The sequence below is a fragment of the Nonomuraea sp. NPDC050786 genome (assembly GCF_040654115.1).
Taxonomy (GTDB): Bacteria; Actinomycetota; Actinomycetes; order Streptosporangiales; family Streptosporangiaceae; genus Nonomuraea.
Map to the genome: position 1 here is coordinate 218381 of NZ_JBFAHJ010000003.1, position 21193 is coordinate 239573.

Below are 21193 nucleotides of genomic sequence, written 5' to 3' on the forward strand. Positions count from 1 at the left end.
ATAAGTCTGGACGGTGAAGTGTTTACCGAACATTCGGTCAGTTGACAAGGGAGACTTGCGTGAGACTCGGCGAATCCCCCGCGCCGGACGAGCTTGATCCCGTTGAGCGGATCTCCCGCGACGAGCTGATATCGCTCCAGCTCGACCGAGTCCAACGGACACTTAGTCACGCTTACCAAAATGTCCCGATTTATCGGCAAAAATTCGATACTGCGGGCGTTCATCCGAGCGACTGCAAAGAGCTCGGCGATCTGGCGGCATTTCCGTTCACCACGAAACAGGATCTCCGCGACTGCTATCCGTTCGGCATGTTCGCCGTTCCGCGCGAGCAGGTGCTCAGGATCCACGCCTCCAGCGGCACCACGGGCAGGCAGACCGTCGTGGGCTACACCCGGCACGACGTCGACGTCTGGGCGGACGTCATGGCCCGCTCGATCCGCGCCGCCGGCGGCCGCCCCGGCGACATCGTCCACGTGGCCTACGGGTACGGCCTGTTCACCGGCGGTCTGGGCGCGCATTACGGGGCCGAGCGGCTGGGCTGCACGGTAGTGCCGGTCTCGGGCGGCATGACGCCCCGCCAGGTCCAGCTCATCACGGACCTACGGCCCGACATCGTCATGATCACGCCGTCGTATATGCTGGCCCTGCTGGACGAGTTCGAGCGGCAGGGGCTGGACCCCCGCGCGTCGTCCCCGCGGATCGGGATCTTCGGCGCCGAGCCGTGGACCGAGCGGATGCGTGAGGAGCTCGAGGAGCGCTTCGACCTGCACGCCGTGGACATCTACGGCCTGTCCGAGGTGATCGGCCCCGGCGTGGCGAGCGAGTGCGTCGAGAGCAAGGACGGCCTGCACGTCTGGGAGGACCACTTCTACCCGGAGACGGTCGATCCCTTCACCGGCGAGCCGGCGGAGGCGGGCGAGCTGGTCTTCACCAGCCTCACCAAGGAGGCCATGCCGGTCATCCGCTACCGTACGGGCGACCTGACCAGGCTGCTGCCCGGCACCGCCCGGCCCGCGTTCCGGCGCATGGAGAAGGTGACGGGCCGTACGGACGACATGATCATCCTGCGCGGCGTGAACGTGTTCCCGACCCAGATCGAGGAGCTCGTGCTGCGCACCGAGGGCCTGTCACCGCACTTCCAGCTCCACCTGACGCGCCCGCAGCGGCTGGATGTGATGACGGTGCGGGTCGAGGCCCGGCCGGGCTTCGCGGGTGGTCCGGAGGCCGGCGAGAGCCTGCGCAAGGCCGTCAAGGAGACCGTCGGCGTGAGCGTGGAGGTCGAGGTCGTGGAGCCGGAGACGCTGGAGCGCTCGGTAGGCAAGCTCAAACGAGTCATCGACAAGCGGGATAATTAGCGCATGGCCCCTCCGACCCCCACCCGTCAGCGCAAACGCGGACACGATCCGGAGTCCGTGCTGGCCATCGCCGTCGGCGTCTTCAACGAGCGCGGCTACGACGGGACGAGCATGGAGGATCTCGCGAGGGCGCTCGGCGTCACCAAGTCGGCCATCTACTACCACGTGCCGGGCAAGGAGCAGCTGCTGGCGCGGGCGCTCGACCGGGCGCTCGACGGGCTGTTCGCGGTGGTGGCCGACGAGCGGGCCGCCTCTGGTCCCGCGATCGACCGGCTGGAGTGGACCGTACGGCAGAGCGTGCGGATCCTCGTCGACCGGCTCCCGTACGTGACGCTGCTGCTGCGGGTGCGCGGCAACAGCGGCACCGAGCAGGCGGCGCTGGAGCGGCGGCGGGAGTTCGACAAGTTCATCAGCCTCCTGGTCAAGGAGGCGGCGGCGGAGGGGAGCATCCGGCCGGACGTGGACCCGGCCCTGGTCACCCGGCTGCTGTTCGGGACGGTGAACTCGATCACCGAGTGGTATCAACCGGCGCGCGGCGCCTCGGCGGACGACCTGGCCGACGCGCTGCTCAAGATGACCTTCAGCGGCCTACGCGTCTAACTCGGGGCGTCGCCTGTCAGGTGCGGGAGGCACGGCCGGCTGCTTGATGCGCAGGTCATTGCGTACGGCGTCGCCAAGCTTCTTGGTGGCCATCCGGTTGAGCGCGCCGCCCGCGATCGCCCCCGTGAGGAAGGGGCCGAGCGTGGTCAGGTGGCGGCCGAGCGTCCGGAGGAGGCGGTTGCGCAGGGCCGTCTTGGTGGCCGCGCCGAGCGCGAGGGAGACGGACGTGGGCGCGAGGGGGTCGATGCCACGTTGCTTGGCCCAGGCGGCCGTGAAGGCGACCGCGCGCTGGGCGCCGGAGCCCTGGACGCGGACACCGTAGACCTCGTGCAGCTCGGCCAGGAGCTTGACCTCGATGGCGGCGACCACGATCGTCTCGGCGACGAGCTGCGCGGGGGCTGAGAGCAGAAGGGGCGGTGCGGCGAACTCCGCCGCGGCGAGCGCTCCGCCGATGGCCCCGACGGCCATCGTGGCCTTCTGGGCGGTGCGTACAAGATCGTCGGCGAGTTGCTCGCCGGTCAGGCCGTGGTGGTGCTCGGAAAGGGTGTGCAGGTCCCTGATGGGGATGCGGGGCGCGATGTTGAGGAAGACGTCGGCCAGCCAGCGTCCCCGGTCCGAGCCGTTGGCTCGCGCCTTCTTGGCCCCGTTGCCCAGGGCCTGGGCTAGTCGGCCGAGCAGCCTGCGCCGCTCGGCCGGCTCCAGCTCGCCGGGTGCCGTGAGCTTGCCTACGAGTTCGCCGACCTCGTTGTCGGGGCCGGCGACCTCATTCTCCGTGTGCTTGTCCTTCTCAGGCTGGGCCACGCGATGCCTCCGTCCTCATGGTCGCGACCGCTCAGGGCCGGTACGTGTCCTTACCCCGAGCATTTCGCTCCAGTCGATCAGGCGGCGCACTCCCGGCAGACCTGCTGGCCGTTCTTCTCGGAGGCCAGCTGGCTCCGGTGGTGCACCAGGAAGCAGCGCGAGCAGGTGAACTCGTCGGCCTGGCGGGGAATGACCCGCAGGGAGAGCTCTTCGTTCGACAAGTCAGCACCGGGCAGCTCGAGCGACTCGGCCAGGTCGGTCTCGTCGATGTCGATGCTGCCCGACGACTTGTCCGTGCGACGCGCCTGCAGCTCCTGGAGGCTGTCCTCACCCAGGTCGTCGTCCGTCTTGCGCGGGCTGTCGTAGTCGGTAGCCATTGTGCTTACTCCATCCCCCTCAGCTATATGTCTTCGCGCTCATCGCGCGTCTTCTAACGTCCAGGAAGCCCATCTTGTGCCCGTTCCGTCGGGGAGATTTCCCATCGGTACCCCGCGGGAACAGACAACGAACCTCCCAACACGTCAGTGCCTGCTGCCGTCGGCAATGGTTAGCCAAATATGGCGAAACCCACAGCCTTGGCGCCATGCACCACCGTGTTCGACGGCACATCCAACCACATGTGTGGCCAGAACGAGACGCCCCCCGTACATCAACACGCGGATGAACGCACCGGAGCAACACGAGCCTCAGCGTCTTGGTAGCCGAATGGTCACGACCAGCCCTCCACCATCGCGCGGCACGGCAGTCACATCCCCACCGTGCGCCTGCACCACCGCACGAACGATGGACAGCCCGAGCCCTGCCCCCTTGGCTGATTCCACGCGGTCCGCATGGAGCCTCCTGAACGGCTCGAACAGGCTGTTCACCTCGTACGCCGGGACATGCTGCCCCGTGTTGGCCACCTGAACAACCAAGGCACCGTCCACCATTCCCGTCCGGATCCAGACTTTTCCGTTTTCGGGAATGTTGTACTTGACCGCGTTCTCCAGCAGGTTGCTGACGGACCGCTCCAGCAGCACGGGATCGCCTATGGTAGGCGCGCTGACCAGATCGGTCGTCACCGTGACCCCGTGTTCCTGGGCGAATGGCTGCACCTGTTCCACGGCCGTCTGGGCGACCTCCTGAACGTCGAGCGGCTTGCGCACGGCGAGCTCGCGCTCGCTTCTCGCCAGCAACAGCAGCCCCTCGATGAGTTTCTCGTTACGCGCGTTGACCTCGAGGAGGGTACGGCCGAGCGCTTTGAGATCCTCGGACGCCTCGGGATCGGAGAGGGCGATCTCGAGGACCGTACGGTTGATCGTGAGCGGGGTGCGCAACTCGTGGGAGGCGTTGGCCACGAATCTGCGCTGGGTGTCGAAGGCGACGTTGAGGCGGGTGAGCATGGCGTCGAAGGTGTCGGCCAGCTCCTTCAGCTCGTCATTGGGGCCTTCGAGGGCGATGCGCTGGTGGGCGAGCGTGCTCTCGGAGAGCTTGCGCGCCGTGGCGGTCATCTTGGCCACCGGCCGCAGTGCCCGGTCGGCGACGAAGTAGCCGATGATGAGCGACAGGATGCCCACGCCGACCAGCGCCATCAAGGAGTTGCGCAGCAACGCGTTCTGGGCGGCCGTCACGGCCTGCTGCTGCGCGTCCTGCCAGAGGAGCTGGGCCTGAATGGACTCGACGTTGAGCGTCGGCCAGGTGTTGTCGATGGCCTGGGCGACGATCGAGTAGACCGAGAAGAGCAGCACCGCGGACGCCACGAAGACGAGCGCGCCGTAGGTGAGCGTCAGCCGCCACCGAATGCTGACCTTCCCGTGCAGCTCCTTCATCCGCCCCATCGCCGTGCGCTGGACCGGCGCCAGCCCTGGCGGTGGCGGGCCGTCCCAGACGGGCGGCCCGCTGGGCGGCGGCGCCTCCTGGACGCGCGTCGCCTTCCTCGCCGAATGCGGGCTGATCATCGGATGCGTCGGCCCGGCTTCGCGCTCTGGCCTGTCTGTCACAGTTTGTACCCAACCCCGGGCACAGTCTCGATCACCTGAGGCTCGCCCAGCTTCTTCCGCAGCGTCATCATGGTCACGCGGACCACGTTCGTGAACGGGTCGATGTTCTCGTCCCACGCCTTGTCCAGCAGGTCCTCCTGGCTGACCACGGCGCCTTCGGCCCGCATCAGCTCCTCGAGCACCGCGAACTCCTTCTTGGTCAGCACGACCTCCTTACCGTCGCGCTCCACCAGCCGCTTGCCCGGGTCGAGCCGGATGCCGGCGCGCTCCAGGACGGGCGGCAGGGCGGGGGCGGAGCGGCGGCCGAGCGCGCGCACCCTGGCGACCAGCTCGATGAACACGAACGGCTTGGCCAGGTAGTCGTCGGCGCCCAGGCCGAGCCCCTCCACCTTGTCGTCCACGTCGCCCGACGCGGTCAGCATCAGGATCCGTGAGGCGGTCCGCTGCTCCACCAGCCGGCGGCACACCTCGTCGCCGTGGACGACCGGCAGGTCGCGGTCCAGCACGATCACGTCGTAGTCGATGTACGAGGTCCGCTCGAGGGCGCCGCCCCCGTCGTAGGCGACGTCGACCGCCATGGCCTCGCGCCGCAGCCCGGTAGCGATCGCGTCGGCGAGCACCCGCTCATCCTCAACCACCAGCACCCGCACGCCTGATGCACCTCTCTCCGATTGTGGTCACTCATTCTGCTCACAGTGTCGATAAGCGCACGGTAAGCCATGTTCAGGGGTGAGTGACCCCGTGGTCAGGCACGGGAGACAGAAATTCATGTTTCGGGGAGCGACAAGCCGGGGTATGCCTGCGGGACACCCATTTCCCGGCAATGCGGCGTACTTCGCCCCAGGCACGGAACGGACCCCAGAGAGAAGGTGAGATGGGCGAGTTCACGACCACGATCGAACACCGCCTCGACCAGGCTTATAAGGGCCTTCGGGAGGCCCGCAGCAGCGGCGACGACTACCTCGCCGACACGCTCACCGCCGAGATCGAGGACCTACGGCGGCTGGCCGACGATCACGGCATCCCGTTGCCGCGCTAGCCACGCGAAAACGGCCGGAGCCCGGGGCTCCGGCCGTTTCGCGTTTCACCGAGCGGTGTCAGGCGTCGCGTTCCGGGTCGAGCGGCGCCAGCAGGTCGTGCAGCTCCTCGAAGAGGCCCGGCGCCGCGCACAGCGCGAACTCCGGGCTGACCGGCTTGCCGTGCAGCCCTTCGAGGCGGGCCCCCGACTCGGTCGCCACCAGGCCGGCCGCGCCGAAGTCCCACGGGTTGATGCCGCGCTCGTAGTAGGCGTCCACGCGGCCGGCCGCGAGCGAGCACAGGTCGATCGCGCACGAGCCGCCGCGCCTGATGTCGCGCACCCGGGGCAGCACCGCCGCGACGACCTGGCCCTGGACCGCGCGTTTGGCCACCGAGTAGCCGAAGCCGGTCGCCACCAGCGCCTGCGCGAGCGGCACCCCGGTGTTGCAGCGCAGCCGCTCACCGCCGAGCCAGGCGCCCTCGCCGAGGGCCGCGGTGTAGACCTCGCCGCGCGTGGGCACGTTGACGACCCCGGCCACGACCCGGCCGTGCACCTCGACGGCTATCGACACTGCCCAGTCGGGCAGGCCGTACAGGAAGTTGACGGTGCCGTCGATCGGGTCGACCACCCAGCGCACGTCCGAGTCACCGGGCTCCTCCCCGCCCTCCTCACCGAGGATCCTGTCACCGGGCCTGGCGGCCAGGATGCGCTCGCGGATGAGCTCCTCCGAGGCCGTGTCGAGCGCGGTGACCACGTCGGTGGGGCTGGACTTGGTCTCGACCTCCTCGGACATCGTGGGCCGCTTGGCGAGCAGCATGTCGCCCGCCTCGCGTGCGATGTCCTCGGCCAGTCGCAGGAAATCCGTCATCAGGCCACCGAGTCCGGGCGCTTCCACTCCTCGCCGAGCACGTGCTGGGCCAGGAACGCGAACACGGTCTCGTACCAGGCGATCGCGTTGCCCGGCTTGAGGATCCAGTGGTTCTCGTCGGGGAAGTACAGGAACTTCGACTCGACCTCCGTGCGCTGCAGGTCCCACCAGAGCCGCAGGGCCTCGCCGATCGGCACGCGGTAGTCCTTGTCGCCGTGGATGACGAGGAGCGGCGTGGTGATCTTGTCGAGGGAGTGGTGCGGCGACAGGAGCGTGTAGCGCTCGGAGCCGGGCTCGCCGAACTCGCGCTGCCAGTACATGGAGGCGTCGGTGGTGCCGGCGAACTGGTCGAGGTTCCACAGGGACGCGTGGGTGACGATGGCCTTGTAGCGGTCGCTGTGGCCGGCGAGCCAGTTGGCCATGTAGCCGCCGTACGAGCCGCCCATCGCGCCGATGCGCTCGCCGTCGATGTCGTCCCTGGCCAGGGCCACGTCGACGATCGCGTCGAGGTCGGCCTGGGTGCGCGGGCCCCAGTTGCCCCAGCCGCGGTCGATCATCTCCTGCCCGTAGCCGGTGGACAGGCACGGGTCCGGCATGAGTACGGCGTACCCGCGCGCGGTCATGAGCCACACCTGCCAGCGCCACTGCCAGTCGTTCCACGAGGCGACCGGGCCGCCGTGGATCCACAGCAGGAAGGGCGCGGGCTGGTCGGCGGAGGCGCCCTCGGGGAGCGCGAGCCAGCCGCGGATCGTCGCGCCGTCGTCGGCGGTGGCGGAGATCTCGGTCAGCGTGCCGGGCACCTCCGGGCGCGGCGCCGGCGAGGGCAGGTCGGCGATCTCGCCGGTCGTGACGTCGATCCTGGCCGGCCCGGGCGCGAGAGCCAGGCCGCTGCGCAGGGCGTAGACGAACGCGCCGTCGGAGGAGACGTTGAGCCCGGCGTAGGCGGCGTCGTCCTGGGTGAGCCTGGTCGTCTCGCCCTCGAGCGGGACCCGGAAGATCGGGCGGCGGCCCTGGTGGTCGGCCACGAGGTAGACGGCCGAGGAGTCCGGCGCCCACTCGATGTCCGCGGGGAACAGGTCGGGCGCGTACGCGCGGCCCTCGCCGGTGGCGAGGTCGGCGATCCACAGCTCGACGCGCGCCGAGACGTCCAGCCCGGTGAAGCGCTCGCGCGCGCAGGCGACCTTGGTTCCGTCGGGCGAGATCGCGATGGGGCTCTGGTAGTCGTGGCGGTCCTCGGTGAGCACGGTGCGCCGCTCCCCCGTGGCCACGTCCACGGCCACCAGGTCGATGCGGTGCTCGCCCTTCGGCAGGTACGTGCGCCAGGTCGTGATGACCGTGGCGCCGTCGGGGGTCAGCTCGAACGCGGGGTCGCGCAGCGCCTCGCCCGCGTCCGGGGTGAGGTCGCGCACGTCCTCCAGGCGGTCGGCGCCGAGCCTGGCGGCGAACAGGCGGGTGCGGCCGGGGCCGAGGTCGTGGTCCCAGTAGCGGACCGGGTAGCCCTCGTGCAGGACGGCGCTGATCCCGGCGTCCTTGCGGGCCTTGCGCCTGGCCTCCTCGGCCCCCTCCTCGCCGTCGAGCACGTCGGCGGCGAACACGACGACGTCACCGGCCGTACGGACCGCGCCGATGCCGCCCGGGCGCGTGGCCACCTGGCGGGCCTCACCGCCCGCGCGGGGCAGCAGCCAGAGCGAGGGCACCTCGTCGGTGGAGTCCTTGACGGTGGGGTCGGGGCGGGCGGAGGTGAACAGCACGTCGCCCGCGTCCGTGAAGACGGCGGCGGACTCGCCCTTGGCCGAGCGGGTCAGCCGGTACGGCTCGCCGTCGACCGGGATCGCCCAGAGCGCGGTGCCGAAGGACTTGCCGTCGGGGTTGAGTGACTGGACCGTCGAGATCAGCCTGGAGCCGTCGGGCGAGAGTCTCAGCGAGAGAACCCGAGGGATGGCCACATAGTCGCGTATGTCGTTAAATGCGCTCACTCCATCGAACCTACCCGTCCACGGCCACACCTCGTGAGGCGGCTCGGTCACCGAGATCCGCCGCGAGGACCGCCCGCACTTCGGAATACTGTGGTCACGTGGGAAATTACGACGCGCTGCTCGTCCTGTCGTTCGGCGGTCCCGAGGGGCCGGACGACGTGATCCCGTTCCTGGAGAACGTCGTGCGCGGCCGGGGCGTGCCGCGTGAGCGGCTGCTTGAAGTGGCCGAGCACTACCAGGGCTTCGGCGGGGTCAGCCCGATCAACCAGCAGAACCGCGAGCTGGTCGAGGCGCTGCGCCCGGTGGCGGGCGTGCCGGTCTACTGGGGCAACCGCAACTGGCACCCGTTCGGCGAGGACACCGTGCGCCGGATGAAGGAGGACGGGATCAGGAAGGCGGCCGTCTTCGCGACGTCGGCGTTCGCGGGCTACTCGAGCTGCCGCCAGTACTACGAGGACATCGCCAGGATCTCCGTCGAGGGCGGCCCCGAGCTGGTCAAGATGCGGCACTTCGGCGACCACCCGGGGTTCGTGGCCGCGATGGCCGACCACACGCGGGCGGCGCTGGAGCGGCTCGGCCGTGACGACGCCCGGCTGGTGTTCACCGCCCACAGCATCCCCGTCTCCATGGCCGAGACCGCCGGTCCGTCGGGCGGGCTGTACGAGGCGCAGCTCCGCAGGAGCGCCGAGCTGGTCAGCCAGGCGCTCGGCCGCAGCGAGCCATGGGACCTGGTCTGGCAGTCGCGCAGCGGCCCGCCGCAAGTGCCGTGGCTGGAGCCGGACGTCTGCGACTTCCTGCGCAAGACGGACGCGGGTTCGGTCGTGCTGGTGCCGATCGGGTTCGTCTCCGACCACATGGAGGTCGTCTACGACCTCGACACGGAGGCCAGGCAGGTGGCCGCCGAGCTGGGCCTGCCCCTGGAGCGGGCGGCGACGGCGGGCACGCACCCGCGCTTCGTCCGGATGGTGCGCGAGCTGATGGACGAGCCCGAGCCCGTCCCGTGCGCGCTGACCTGCTGCCCCGCGCCCCGTAGGCGTCCTCAGGCGTAGGTCCTGGCGTACGCCTCGGCGATCCCCATGACCTTGTTCACGTAGTCCCAGGAGTGGTTGTAGAACCAGATCGCCTTGCGCAACTTCTCGCCGCCCTGGCCCGCGCCGTTGGCGCACAGGTAGTTGGCCGCGCCCGGCACCGCGTCGTACGGGCTCCAGATGTCCGTCTTGCCGTCGCCGTCGCCGTCCACGCCGTAGTGCTTCCAGGTCGAGGGCATGAACTGCATCGGCCCAAGCGCGCCCGCGCTGGACGGGCCGTTGTTGCGCCCGTGCCCGCTCTCCACCTGCCCGATGGCCGCCAGCACCGTCCACGACAGCCCCGGGCAGCGGGTGGCCGCGGCCCTGTACAGGTCGAGGTAGCTGCCGGGGCGGCCCACGTTCACCGTGGTCCGCGGCTTCTGCTGCTGCGGCTGCTTGGCGGTGCGGTGCGCCGCGTCCAGCACGACCACCTGCGAGCCCTTGCCGAGCAGCTTGCGCACCCCCGCCTCGCTGATCGTGCCGGGCTTGCCGTGCAGCAGCACCGCGACCCCCGGCGCGAACCCCAGCGCCTTGCCCAGGTCCGCGCTGACCAGCCCGTCCACGCCCGTGAGCCCGAGCGTGGCCGAGGCCGCGACGCGCAGCCTGGGCCCGCCGTCCACCTGGTACATGGCGCCCAGGATCATCCCGAACTTGCGCATCGAGCCGGCGTCGGCCACCAGCTCGCCCCGCGCCAGCGCGCTCCACACGGCGGGCTGGTCGGCGACCGGCTGCGGCGTCCAGGAGCGGAAGTCGGCGGGATCGACGGCCAGCAGGTTGAGCCCGGTGCCCGACACCTTGACCGCGCCCGCGTCCACCACGATCACCTTCTGCACGTGCTTGAGCGCCCCGAGGGCGAACCTGGTGCTCTTGGGCACGGTGCCCGCGGCGATGGCCAGCACGCGGGGCGGGGTCGAGGTCACCCCGGGTCCCCCCTTGCCGAACTCCTTGACCGGCTCGGCCGTGGGGACGAGCTGGTCGAGACGGGGGGCGGGCTGCGACTGCCGCGGTGAGACCTGCCTGCGTACGGGTTCCTGCACGGTTCTGACCAGGTTGTCGCCCATGATCACAACGACGCCGCCGGCCGCGGCCGTGACCGCGAGCACGGCGATGACCATGAGCATGACCGCACGAAACGAGGGGAGACCGGACACCGGGCCACGTTAACCCACTCCGCCCATAAAACACTTGCCATCCGGACATACGGTGCGCAATGGTTAGCTGGCTCAAGTAAGGGGGAAACAGCGTGGTCGGGCCTTACCGGCGGTTGTTCGACAGGCCCGGCGTCAAGGGGTTCGTGCTGGCGGGTTTCGTCGGCCGCATGCCGATGTCCATGCAGGGCATCGGGATCGTCCTCCTGATCTCCACGCTCACCACGTCATACGCCACCGCGGGCGGGGTCGCCGCCATGACCAACGTGGCCTTCGCCGTCGCCGCCCCCCTGACGGGCCGGCTCGTGGACAGGTTCGGGCAGAGCAGGGTCATCCCGCCGTTCTCCGTCGTCAACGCGCTCGCGCTGGTCTCGCTGATGCTCTGCGCCGGGTTCGGGCTGCCCGACTGGACGCTGTACGCCTCAGGACTGCTCGTCGGCGCCACCTCGATGTCCATCGGCTCCATGGTGCGGGCCCGCTGGTCGGCCCTCCTCGGCGGATCGGGCAAGCTGCACGCCGCGTTCGCCTTCGAGTCGGTCGTGGACGAGGTGGTCTTCGTCACCGGGCCCGCGCTGGTCACCGTGCTGGCCACCGCCGTGAACCCGTACGCGGGGCTGGTCGTGGCCCTGATCTTCATGCTCCTCGGCTGCCTGGCGCTGGCGGCGCAGCGGCGCACCCAGCCGCCCGTGCAGCCGGTGAGGTCGGCGTCGGGCACGCCCATCCTGATCCCCGGCATCGCCCTGCTGGCCTGTGTCGACCTGGCGCTGGGCTCGGTGTTCGGCTCCGTGGACCTGATCTCGGTGGCGTTCGCGGAGGAGCACGGCGTGAAGGGGTCCGCCGGGTTCCTGCTGGCCGCGTTCGCGGGCGGCTCCATGGTGTCGGGGCTGTGGTTCGGGTCGCGGCAATGGAGGATCTCGCTGCGCGGGCGGTTCGTCCGGGCGCTCGGGCTGTTCGTGGTGGGGCTGGTGCCGATCATGTTCATCGACGACGCGTGGATCATGGCGGGTGCGCTGTTCCTGGCCGGCTTCGCGATCTCGCCGACCCTCATCACGGGCTTCTCGCTGACCGAGCGGCTGGTGCCGCCCTCCCTGCTCACCGAGGGGATGGCGTGGATCTCGACGTCGATCGGGTTCGGCGTGGCGATCGGCGCCTGGGCCGGCGGGCGGCTCACCGAGGCGTTCGGCGCGTCCGACGCGTTCGCCTTCTCCTGGGGCTCGGCGATCCTCGCCGCGGTCGTGGGAGTCGCAGGTTCGGGTTTGCTGAGACTTCCGGAGGCTCCTTCACCCGCCAAGAGCTGATCCGCTACCGTCAGGGACATCCCTCGCAACACCCATCACAATGGAAGCTTTACTTATGTCCCGAAAGATCAGTTCACTTCTGGCCATCGCGGCTGTCTGCGTCACGCTGGCCCCGGCGCCCGCCTTCGCACAGACGCCCAAGAAGGCGCCCGTCGACTGCGAGCAGGTCAAGTGCATCGCGCTGACCTTCGACGACGGCCCGGGCAAGTACGCGGGGACGCTGCTCGACACACTGAAGAAGTACGACGCGAAGGCGACGTTCTTCCTCGAGGGCCAGTACGTCAAGAGCCGTCCCGCGTTCGTCAAGCGGATGGCCGCCGAGGGCCACGAGCTCGGCAACCACAGCTACAGCCACCCCGACTTCACCAAGTCCGAGGCCGACACCATCAGGACCGAGATCCAGAAGACCCAGGACGCGGTGAAGAAGGCCGCGGGCGTCGAGCCCAAGCTGCTGCGGCCGCCGTACGGACTCGCCGACCTGCAGGTCTCCGACATCGCCACCGAGTTCGGCATGCCGATGATCCTCTGGACCGCCGGTTCTGAGGACTGGAAGACCAAGAACGTCGAGGCCATTCAGAAGAAGACGCTCGAGGTCGCCCAGCCCAACGGCATCATCCTCATGCACGACTGGGTGAAGCAGACCGTCGACGGCATGCCCTCCCTGATCAAGACCCTGCAGAAGAAGGGCTACCACCTGGTGACGGTGTCCGAGGTGCTCAAGGGAGAAGGCGAGAACCTCCAGCCGGGCGACATCTTCCCGGTTCCCGCCGGCTGGGAGAAGTGAGTATCGTTCGCGTCTAATCGAACGACGCTCTGAAGGGGTGCGCATGGCGTTCGCGAACTGGGCGCGCAACCAGTCGGCCACCCCTGCGGAGGTGCGCATGCCCGCCTCCGTCGAGGACGTCGTACGCGCCGTGCGGGACGCCGCCGCCTCAGGGCGGCGGGTCCGCATGGTCGGCACGGGCCACTCCTTCACCGGGGTGGCCCTCACCGACGGGATCATGCTGCGCCCCGGCGAGCTCACCGGCATCAGGTCATCGGCCGGCGATCGTGTCACCGTGCTGGCGGGCACCCCGCTCCGCGTGCTGAACGAGCTGCTCGACGAGCGCGGCCTGGCCCTGGCGAACATGGGCGACATCACCGAGCAGACCGTCGCGGGCGCGATCCAGACCGGCACGCACGGCACCGGGCGCGACAGCGGCGGCCTCGCGGACCAGGTCGTCGAGCTGGAGCTGGTGCTGGCCGACGGCTCCGTGGAGACCGTCGGTCCCGGCGAGGACCTGTTCGACGCGGCCAGGGTCGGGCTGGGGGCGCTCGGCGTGCTGACGGCCGTCACCTTCCGGGTGGAGCCCGCGTTCCTGCTGCACAACCGGCGGCGCAAGCTGCCGCTCGGCGAGATCCTCGGCTCCCTCGACGCGCTGACCTCCGAGAACGAGCACCTCGACTTCTTCTGGCTGCCGCACACCGACGCCTGCCTGGTCAAGACCAACAACCGCAGCGCGGGCCCGGCCCGCCCGCCGGGCGCGTTCAGGCACTGGCTGGACAACGTGTTCCTGGAGAACACCGTCTTCGGCGCGGCCTGCGCCATCGGCGCACGCTCCCCCGATCTGATCCCGCGGATCAACGCCGTCAGCGCGGCGGCGCTCGGGGACTCGGAGTCGGTCGACACCTCGTACAAGATCTTCACGGCGCGGCGGGACGTGCGCTTCCTCGAGATGGAGTACGCCGTGCCGCGCGAGCGTCTCGCCCAGGCGCTGCGCGAGACGCGGGACCTGATCGAGCGGATGGACTGGAAGATCACCTTTCCGGTGGAGGTGCGCGTCACGCCGCCCAGCGACGCCTGGCTCTCCACCGCGTACGGGCGGCCGTCGGCGTACATCGCGTGCCACATCTACCGGCCGACCCCCAACCCCGCCTACTTCGAGGGCGTGGAAGAGATCATGACCCGGCTGGACGGGCGGCCGCACTGGGGCAAGCTGCACACCAGGGACGCCGCGTACCTGAGCAAGGTCTATCCCCGCTTCGCGGACTTCAGGGCCCTGCGCGACCGGCTCGACCCAGGACGCCTGTTCGGCAACGACTACCTGGATCGAGTGCTCGGCTAACGCATCATCAGTTGACCCGCACCTCGCCGCGCAGGGCGAGGATTCCCGTCCCGCCTATGGCGGCGGGTGCTTGGCGCTTCACAGACCCGGCCACCGCCTGAAAGATCTCCGTGCCCTGAGACGACCGGCCCGGCCGCCTTGTGGTTGCTTTTCGTGCGGCCTTAATTACTCTCCGCATGTCAAAGACAGCAAACCTTCTGGGACCACGGGCCTTCGGTAAAGAAGCTTCCCCGGAAGCGTGTCCCGGCATCCCCGCGGCCGTGGGACGGGCATTCTCGTAACTCGTGCCCCGACGACTCACCCTGCCCTCCGTGTACCTCGCCGCGGCCGTGGCCACGGCCGCCACGACCGCCGTGCCTCTCGCCATGACGCCCGCCTCCGGACTCGCTCTGCGCCCCGGCCCCTCGGAGCCCACCCGGCCCTACATCGTCACCGCGCGCAGCCGGACGGCCGCCCGTGACCTCGTCGGTGAGGTGAGATGGCGGGTGCGGCGCTTCTACACCGCGGCACTGCCCGGATTCGCCACCTTCCTCACCGCCGCCGAACTGGCCGAACTCCGGTCCGACCCGCGGGTACGCGCGATCGAGCCCGACCGCCAGGTCCTCCCCGCGCCCGCGGGCAGGGCCCGCCCGCTCCCCCGCTCGGCCACCACGTTCTACGTCGTGGACAGCGGCGTGGACACGGGCAGGGCCGAGTTCGGCGACCGGGCCTGGCGCGCCTTCGACGCCACCGGCGGCACCGGGCACGACTGCCTCGGCCACGGCACGGAGGTCGCCAGGCGCGTCCACACCGCGGCGCCCAGCGCCCGGATCGCCTCGGTACGGGTGCTCGGCTGCGGCGGCTCGGCCACCCTGGCGGACGTCCTGGCGGGGCTGGACTGGATCCACAGACACGCGCGCGGCCCGTCCGTCGCCCACCTGTCCCTCGACGGCTCCGGCTCCCCCGCGCTCGACGCGGCCGTACGGGCGCTGCTGCGGTCGGGCGTCTCCGTCGTCCGGGGCAACGCGATTCGCCAGAACCCGTCGGCGGCATCTAGCCTCCAAATACGCAACGGCGGGCTCTAGAGTGATGGATCTTACGAATGTGACCGGCGTCACACCGTCCCGGGAGTATCCCAGGAAGGCGATGTTCGGACATGCCGGGTACGGTGCTGGCAGGCAACCGGCACACGCGAGAGACTCAAGGGTCCGGGGGAAGAATGGCGACGCTGACGAAGGGACTCGCATGCAGGAGCTCCGACTCGTCGCGGTGAGTGAGGACGGCACCTATCTCGTGCTGGCTACTGCCGGGCGAGGTACGCGCTTCACGCTTCCCGTGGACGACCGGCTCCGTGCTGCCGTCCGCGGCAATTTCTCCCGTCTCGGTCAGTACGAGATCGAAGTGGAGAGCCCGTTGCGTCCCAAGGAGATCCAGGCACGTATCCGTGCCGGAGAGACGGCGGAGGAAATCGCCGCGACCGCCGGGATCCCGGTCGAACGTGTCCGCTGGTTCGAGGGCCCGGTCCTCCAGGAGCGCGAGTACGTCGCCCAGCAGGCGCAGCGCGTGGCCGTACGCATGCCCGGGGAGTCGGCTCCAGGGCCCACCCTCGGTGAGCTCGTGGCGGAGCGCCTGACCAGGCGGGGCGTGCCCACGGACGAGATCGACTGGGACTCCGCCAAGCGCGACGACGGGCTGTGGCGGGTCAAGCTCGGCTACGTGTGGAACGGTCACACGCGCCACGCCGAGTGGCTCTTCGACCCGCGCAAGCGCCACGTGACGCCCCACGACGACGAGGCCATGCGGCTGTCGTCGGCCGACTTCGACCCCGAGCCGACCGTGGTGGAGGACACCACGGTGACACCGTTCACGCCGCGGGTGGCCAAGCTGCAGCCGGTGCCGCCGCTCACCTCCGTGCCTTCGGTGGTGCGCCGCGAGACCGCCGAGGAGCCTGCGGTCGGCTACAACCCGCCGCCGAGGTCGTCGGATCCGGCGTACGGCCGCGCCCAGGACGCCTCGCCGCCCTTCGACCGCCCCGCCCCTGCCGCCAGGGAGTCGTCGTTCGACGCGCACGACACCGACGAGCGCCAGGACGCTGCGTCCTCGCTGCGGCGCGACCTCTCCAGGGATGCCGTCCAGTGGGACGAGCCGCCGTCCCGCGAGCCCTTCCGCCAGGAGCCTCCTGCGCGTGAGACCGGCTACGCCCGTCCGGGCGACACCTCGTCCCGCCGCGGCGGGTCGTCGACGTGGCTGCCCGACTTCGGCTCCGGCCGTCCGGGCGACCACGACCCGGACGCGATCCACGCCCCCGCCACCGACCCGGCCCCCACCCCCACACCGCCGTCCTCCCCCTTGTCGCCGTCCGCGCCGTCGTCTCCGGTCTCGCCGTCGTCTCCGGCCTCGCCGTCGTTCCCGGACTCCCGCACGGCTCCGCCGCCCGCCGCCGAGGAGCCGCCCGCCCGGGACCCCTTCGTCGCCCGCGAGCCGGGGCCTGTCCAGGCTCCGGGCCAGCAGCAGGCCGCCGCGACCACGCAGCCTCCTGCCCAGGCAGAGGCCGCCACCCAGGCACCCGCTCAGCCAGAGGCCACCGCTCAGACGCCCGCCCAGGCAGAGACCAGTGCCCAGACGCCCGCTCAGGCAGAGAGCACCGCGCAGACGCCCGCCCAGGCAGAAGCCAGTGCCCAGACGCCCGCTCAGGCAGAGACCACCACCCAGGGGCCTGCCCAGGCAGAGGTCAGTGCTCAGACGCCCGCTCAGGCGGAGGCCGTGGCCCAGGCACCCGTTGCGGTGGAGTCGCCTTCCGCACCGGAAGCGGCCACCGAGTCGGTTCAGGGTGCCGGCCCGGAGACGGTCGGCCAGCAGGGCGCCATCTCAGCACCTGCCGAGCCCGCCACCGCCCCGGTCGCCCCTGCCGTGCCCTCAACCGAGCCCGCCGCACCGGCGGCATCCGCCGAGCCCACAGCCACCGCCGAATCCACGGCAAGCGCCGAGCCTGCAGCCACCGCCAAGCCCGTGACACCGGCGGCATCCGCCGAGCCCACGGCCACCGCCGAACCGGTGGCAAGCGCCGAGCCCACGGCCACCGCCGAGCCCGTGGCAAGTGCCGAGCCCACGGCAAGTGCCGAGTCCGCAGTCACCGGCGAGGCTGTTGCAAGCGCCGAGTCCCCAGCAGCTGCTGAGCTCGCGGCCACCGCCGAACCCACGGCAAACGCCGAGCCGGACGTGGCCTCGCCCGCGAACGCCGAGTCCGCTCCGGAGGCCGCCGCCGCACCCACCGCCGTGTCCGGCGACGTCACGGGACCGGACTCCACGACGACCCCCGGCACCGCGACGCCCGCATCGGCGGAAGCGAGTGCGGCGACCACCGCCACCGCGCAGGCCGACACGCCCGACGCCTCGGACGCCAAGGCGGCTGCCGGAGCGGACGCCACGTCGCCCACTGCCGCGGACACCCAGGCGCCCGGCACCGGGGACGCTCAGAAGGCGGACGCCGCGGACGTTCAGACGCCCGCTGTCGTGGAGGCTGAGGCGGCCAAGGCTGCAGAGGTCGTGACCAGCCCGGTCTCGTCTGAGCCGACGGCGACCGCACCGGAGGACAAGGCGACGGCCCAGACCGTACCGGACGCCAAGCCACAGCCGGAGAGCCCCGCACAGCCCGCCGCGCCGGAGTCCGAGAGCACCACCCGGCCGGCGGCGTCGGAGGCCCAGCCGCCCAAGGCCGAGCAGCCTGCGCAGGAGAGCGAGCCCGCTCAGGAGAGCGAGCCCGCCCAGGAGCCCGAGCCTGCCCAATCCCAGGCTGCCGAGGAAGCCCCGGCTGCTGAGGAGGCCCCGGCTGCCAAGGAGGCCAAGCCGCCGGCGCCCGCTCCCAAGCCCAAGCCTGCGGTCCCGGCGGCGCGTTCGGGCAAGGCAGCGGCAAAGGAGGAGCCGGCCGTGCCCGTGCCGTCCCCGCCGCCCGCCCCGGCCGCCCGCCAGGCGCGCAAGGGCTCGAGGGGACGCAGGGCTTCGGTCCCGACCTGGGACGAGATCATGTTCGGCGCCCGCCGCCAGGACTGACCGCGCACCCAGCCGGCAGCCACCGCGCCAAAACCCGCTTCCGACCATCTGCGGCCGTCGTCAGAACCGCCGCCAGGACCGGATTCACCAGCCCACGGCCGCCGTCAGGGCCGCCACCGCAGAGATCGGCCGCGGTGGTGGCCATGCCGGACAGGCCGGTCAGCCTGCGCACGCCGATCCGGACTCGACAAGGGGTCAGGCTGTGGGCGATTCGCGAGGGCCGAGGAAGGGTCGGCCTGCGGGCTGCCGCCGAGGTCCCGGAGAGAGTCGGCTTGCGGGTGGCCATCGAAACCCGCGCAAGGGACGCGCCCAGGCGCCCTTCGAGGCCCGAGGAGAGGGACAGCCTGCAGGCCAGGCAACCGTCGAAACCGCGCACGGGACGCCTGCACGTGACTGCCGAGGTCCGAGGAGGAGCCAGCCGCGCGGCCTTCCAGAAGTCCCGCGAAGTCGGCCTTTGGACGCCGTTCAGGGCCCGCGGAAGGCGTCAGGGTGCGGGCGGGGTCGGGGGCTTGAGGAAGGGGGCGAGCCAGTCCGGCGTCACCTCCGCGGGAAACGCCGCCCCCTGAGCCTCCGACACGTCGATCGCCGAGTAACCGCCCTTGCCGGCCCCGACTCCCGCGATCAGCGTGAGCACCCCCGCCCGCCGCTGGAACCACGTCTGCCGCAGCCGCCATCCCACCACGGCCCGGCGTTCGACCACGGCCTGGGAACGCCGGAGCGACCCGGAGCGCACCGCCAGTCGCACCCCGTCGTAGCCGTGCCCCAGCGAGGCGTACCGGTCGAGGCCCAGCGGGATCCCGGCCCCGGCCAGCAGCAGCGCCGGCACCAGCAGCACCCACCACAGCGTCATCCCCGTGGCCCAGGCCGCGAGGATGGTCGCCACCGCGAGCGCGGCCCACGGGAAGACGGCGCGGAACAGGCGGCGGTTGCGCGCCACGGGCGGGTGGGGGCGGAGGGGGGCCAGGTAGGGGCCGATGGCCTCTCCGGTCACCTGGTACGCCACGGGCCGGGGCACGTCGGGCAGGAGTTGCCCGCGCGTCTCGGAATCGCCCAGCCCCGTCACGATGGCCCAGACACGTACGACCCCGGCCCACCGCTCGGCGAGGCCGTCCACGGTCTCGTAGCCGCGTACGCGGGCGGACTCCAGTGACACGCTGCGCCGGTTGATCAGACCGCGCTCGGCCACCAGGTAGCCGTCGCGGCGCTTGAGCCGGAAGTCCCAGTTGAAGATGGCGTACATCAGCCCGCCCACGAACGGCATCGCCACCACGAGCAGCAGCACTGCGACCAGCAGCAGGTAGGGATGGCCCCACAGCCACTCCCCCGCGCTCCAGGCGGCGTCCTGGTCGAGCCCCAGGTCGTCGCCCCACTGGAACGCCAGCCCGATGGCGCCGCCGGCGAGCGCGAAGGGGGTGAGCAGGTACGCGCCCGACAGCGGCCCGTACAGCAGCCACCTGCGCGGCACGCTGACGATCACCCGCTCCTGGGGCGTCGCCAGGTGGGGCACGTGCGCCTCGGGCCGGGCCGCGCGCCGCAGGAGCACCGACTTGAGCCGTTCGGCCTCCTGCAGCGTGACCCCGTCGAGCTCGGCCTCCTCGTCGTCCCCGCTCGCGCCCGTGTCGATCTTGAGTACGGCCAGCCCGAGCAGGCGGTGCATGGGCGGCGTGGACACGTCGACGCCGCGGATCCGCTCCAGCGGGATGGTGCGGACCGAGCGGCTGATCAGCGAGCGCTTGGTCTCCAGCCGGTCGCCGGCGATCTCGTAGGTGAAGGTGGCCCACCTGACGACGGCGAACGCCACGGTGCCCGCCACGCCGAGCGCCGCCCAGATGTACGACCTGGCCGAGAAACCGCCCACGAAGAGCACGCCGACGAGGGGCAGCAGGAGCGAGGGCAGCATGCGTACGGGATCGATGAGCAGCACCTTCGGGTGCAGCCGCAGCGGCGCGCGCGCCGGAGGGGCGCTCTGCGGCGGAGCCTCGCCCCGCGGCTCGGGGTCGGCGTGCGGCTCGGGGCCGGCGTGCGCGGCGCCGTCTCCCTGTGGCGGGACGGGGCCGGCATGCGCGGCGCCGTCGCCCTGTGGCGGGACGGGGCCGGGGTGCGGGGCGCCGTCGCCCTGTGGCGGGACGGGGCCGGTCATGTGGCGTCGTCCCTGAGGGCTTCGGCGCGGTGCGCGAGCTGCTCGGCCAGCCCGGCCGCGACATGGTGGTCGAGGCCCTTGATCGTCGAGGAGCCCGCGTGGGACGCCGTGCGGATCTCCAGGGTGGCCAGCCCGAGCATCCGTTCGATCCAGCCCTGCGCCTTGTCGACCGTCTGGATGCGGCTCACGGGCACGAACACCCACTCCCTGGTCAGGAAGCCCGACCTGGCGTAGACGACGTCCCCAGAGAGCTCCCAGCGATGCACGGCGTACCGTATGAAGGGCTCGGCCACCAGGAACGGTCCCATCAGGACCACGACCGCGCCGGGCAGCAGCCAGGAGTGCTCCGCGAACCAGCCGGGCACCCACGACCATCCGCTCCCGCCGACCCACCGCGCCACCAGGAGCGAGCCGCCGAGGAAGAGCACGAAGGCGATCAGTGACTCCAGCAGCCAGAGGCGGACGGCCTTGGGGGAGACGCGGTTCGCCGGATCGCGCAGCGGGCCAATTGACGTCACAAGGCCAGCTTAGGGCGCGAACCGCCGAAGGCGATCTGTCGCCGGGCGGCCCGGATCCGGAGGCTCCGACTCCGGGCACTCGCGCATGATTTTTGCGGACGGAGCTGAAGGGCGGCGACCGAACCCGATGTCCGTTTTGTCAGGGCACCGTACGAGATCCCGCCAGAAGTCCGGCCGCGGCGAACCAGCAGGCCACAAAGGGTCCGCCAGTACGGCGCCATTCACGTCCCCGCCATCGGCAAGGACAGAGATGTGTTCAAGCTCACTACCCGGATCCCATGATTCTGCCTC

The 21193-nt window shown here is 71.0% G+C and carries 18 protein-coding genes; 9 read left to right on the top strand and 9 right to left on the bottom strand.

Features of this window, described 5'->3' with window-relative positions:
* Positions 1-59 precede the first annotated feature (59 nt).
* Together paaK and AB0H84_RS08620 are read left to right on the top strand one after the other, a co-directional pair.
* Complete coding sequence (gene paaK / locus AB0H84_RS08615) at positions 60-1355, top strand: phenylacetate--CoA ligase PaaK (protein WP_357600244.1); 1296 nt, start codon at positions 60-62, stop codon at positions 1353-1355.
* A 3-nt stretch (positions 1356-1358) separates the two neighbouring features.
* Positions 1359-1955, top strand: a complete 597-nt coding sequence (locus AB0H84_RS08620) for a TetR/AcrR family transcriptional regulator (protein WP_357600247.1) — start codon at positions 1359-1361, stop codon at positions 1953-1955.
* Here AB0H84_RS08620 and AB0H84_RS08625 read toward each other — a convergent pair.
* From AB0H84_RS08625 to AB0H84_RS08640, 4 genes are all read right to left on the bottom strand, one after another.
* Positions 1944-2756, bottom strand: a complete 813-nt coding sequence (locus AB0H84_RS08625) for a hypothetical protein (protein WP_357600250.1) — start codon at positions 2754-2756, stop codon at positions 1944-1946. The genes AB0H84_RS08620 and AB0H84_RS08625 overlap by 12 nt on opposite strands.
* A gap of 77 nt (positions 2757-2833) precedes the next feature.
* Positions 2834-3133 (bottom strand): DUF4193 domain-containing protein, encoded by a 300-nt coding sequence (locus tag AB0H84_RS08630; RefSeq protein WP_020542847.1) that lies wholly within the window; start codon positions 3131-3133, stop codon positions 2834-2836.
* Positions 3134-3442: 309 nt separating this feature from the next.
* Positions 3443-4735 carry a HAMP domain-containing sensor histidine kinase gene (locus AB0H84_RS08635; RefSeq protein ID WP_357600253.1) on the bottom strand — a complete coding sequence of 431 codons (1293 nt, stop codon included), beginning with the start codon at positions 4733-4735 and terminating at the stop codon, positions 3443-3445.
* Positions 4732-5385, bottom strand: coding sequence for a response regulator transcription factor (locus AB0H84_RS08640; RefSeq protein ID WP_138693059.1), 654 nt, complete (start codon positions 5383-5385; stop codon positions 4732-4734). The genes AB0H84_RS08635 and AB0H84_RS08640 overlap by 4 nt, the downstream gene beginning before the upstream one ends.
* A gap of 224 nt (positions 5386-5609) precedes the next feature.
* Between AB0H84_RS08640 and AB0H84_RS08645 the strand changes: the two genes are divergently transcribed.
* Positions 5610-5774 carry a hypothetical protein gene (locus AB0H84_RS08645; protein WP_185102527.1) on the top strand — a complete coding sequence of 55 codons (165 nt, stop codon included), beginning with the start codon at positions 5610-5612 and terminating at the stop codon, positions 5772-5774.
* Between the two features lie 58 nt (positions 5775-5832).
* Here AB0H84_RS08645 and AB0H84_RS08650 read toward each other — a convergent pair whose 3' ends face one another.
* On the bottom strand, positions 5833-6621 hold the full coding sequence (locus AB0H84_RS08650) for an inositol monophosphatase family protein (RefSeq protein WP_357600256.1): 789 nt from the start codon (positions 6619-6621) through the stop codon (positions 5833-5835).
* On the bottom strand, positions 6621-8597 hold the full coding sequence (locus AB0H84_RS08655) for a S9 family peptidase (RefSeq protein WP_357600259.1): 1977 nt from the start codon (positions 8595-8597) through the stop codon (positions 6621-6623). The genes AB0H84_RS08650 and AB0H84_RS08655 overlap by 1 nt, the downstream gene beginning before the upstream one ends.
* A gap of 98 nt (positions 8598-8695) precedes the next feature.
* Here AB0H84_RS08655 and AB0H84_RS08660 point away from each other — a divergent pair, with 98 nt between their 5' ends.
* Positions 8696-9646 carry a ferrochelatase gene (locus AB0H84_RS08660; RefSeq protein WP_357600262.1) on the top strand — a complete coding sequence of 317 codons (951 nt, stop codon included), beginning with the start codon at positions 8696-8698 and terminating at the stop codon, positions 9644-9646.
* Here the strand turns inward: AB0H84_RS08660 and AB0H84_RS08665 are convergent.
* Positions 9637-10815, bottom strand: coding sequence for a lytic murein transglycosylase (locus tag AB0H84_RS08665; RefSeq protein ID WP_357600265.1), 1179 nt, complete (start codon positions 10813-10815; stop codon positions 9637-9639). The two genes, AB0H84_RS08660 and AB0H84_RS08665, sit on opposite strands and share 10 nt — an antisense overlap.
* Before the next feature lie 92 nt (positions 10816-10907).
* Between AB0H84_RS08665 and AB0H84_RS08670 the strand changes: the two genes are divergently transcribed.
* The 5 genes from AB0H84_RS08670 (at position 10908) to sepH (ending at position 18244) form a co-directional block, all read left to right on the top strand.
* Entirely contained in the window at positions 10908-12110 is a 1203-nt protein-coding gene (locus tag AB0H84_RS08670) for an MFS transporter (RefSeq protein WP_357600268.1), read from the top strand.
* A 55-nt stretch (positions 12111-12165) separates the two neighbouring features.
* Positions 12166-12894, top strand: a complete 729-nt coding sequence (locus AB0H84_RS08675) for a polysaccharide deacetylase family protein (RefSeq protein ID WP_357600270.1) — start codon at positions 12166-12168, stop codon at positions 12892-12894.
* 43 nt (positions 12895-12937) lie between these two features.
* Positions 12938-14215, top strand: a complete 1278-nt coding sequence (locus AB0H84_RS08680; RefSeq protein ID WP_357600273.1) for a D-arabinono-1,4-lactone oxidase — start codon at positions 12938-12940, stop codon at positions 14213-14215.
* A 284-nt stretch (positions 14216-14499) separates the two neighbouring features.
* On the top strand, positions 14500-15279 hold the full coding sequence (locus AB0H84_RS08685) for a S8 family serine peptidase (RefSeq protein ID WP_357600275.1): 780 nt from the start codon (positions 14500-14502) through the stop codon (positions 15277-15279).
* A gap of 160 nt (positions 15280-15439) precedes the next feature.
* Positions 15440-18244: a septation protein SepH gene (gene sepH, locus AB0H84_RS08690; protein ID WP_357600277.1), complete on the top strand. Its 2805-nt coding sequence runs from the start codon at positions 15440-15442 to the stop codon at positions 18242-18244.
* 484 nt (positions 18245-18728) lie between these two features.
* Here sepH and AB0H84_RS08695 read toward each other — a convergent pair whose 3' ends face one another.
* A complete protein-coding gene (locus AB0H84_RS08695; RefSeq protein ID WP_357600280.1) occupies positions 18729-20384 on the bottom strand; it encodes a PH domain-containing protein in 1656 nt (551 codons plus the stop codon).
* Positions 20381-20902 carry a PH domain-containing protein gene (locus AB0H84_RS08700; RefSeq protein ID WP_357600283.1) on the bottom strand — a complete coding sequence of 174 codons (522 nt, stop codon included), beginning with the start codon at positions 20900-20902 and terminating at the stop codon, positions 20381-20383. Before AB0H84_RS08700 ends, AB0H84_RS08695 begins: the two co-directional genes overlap by 4 nt.
* Positions 20903-21193 lie beyond the last annotated feature (291 nt).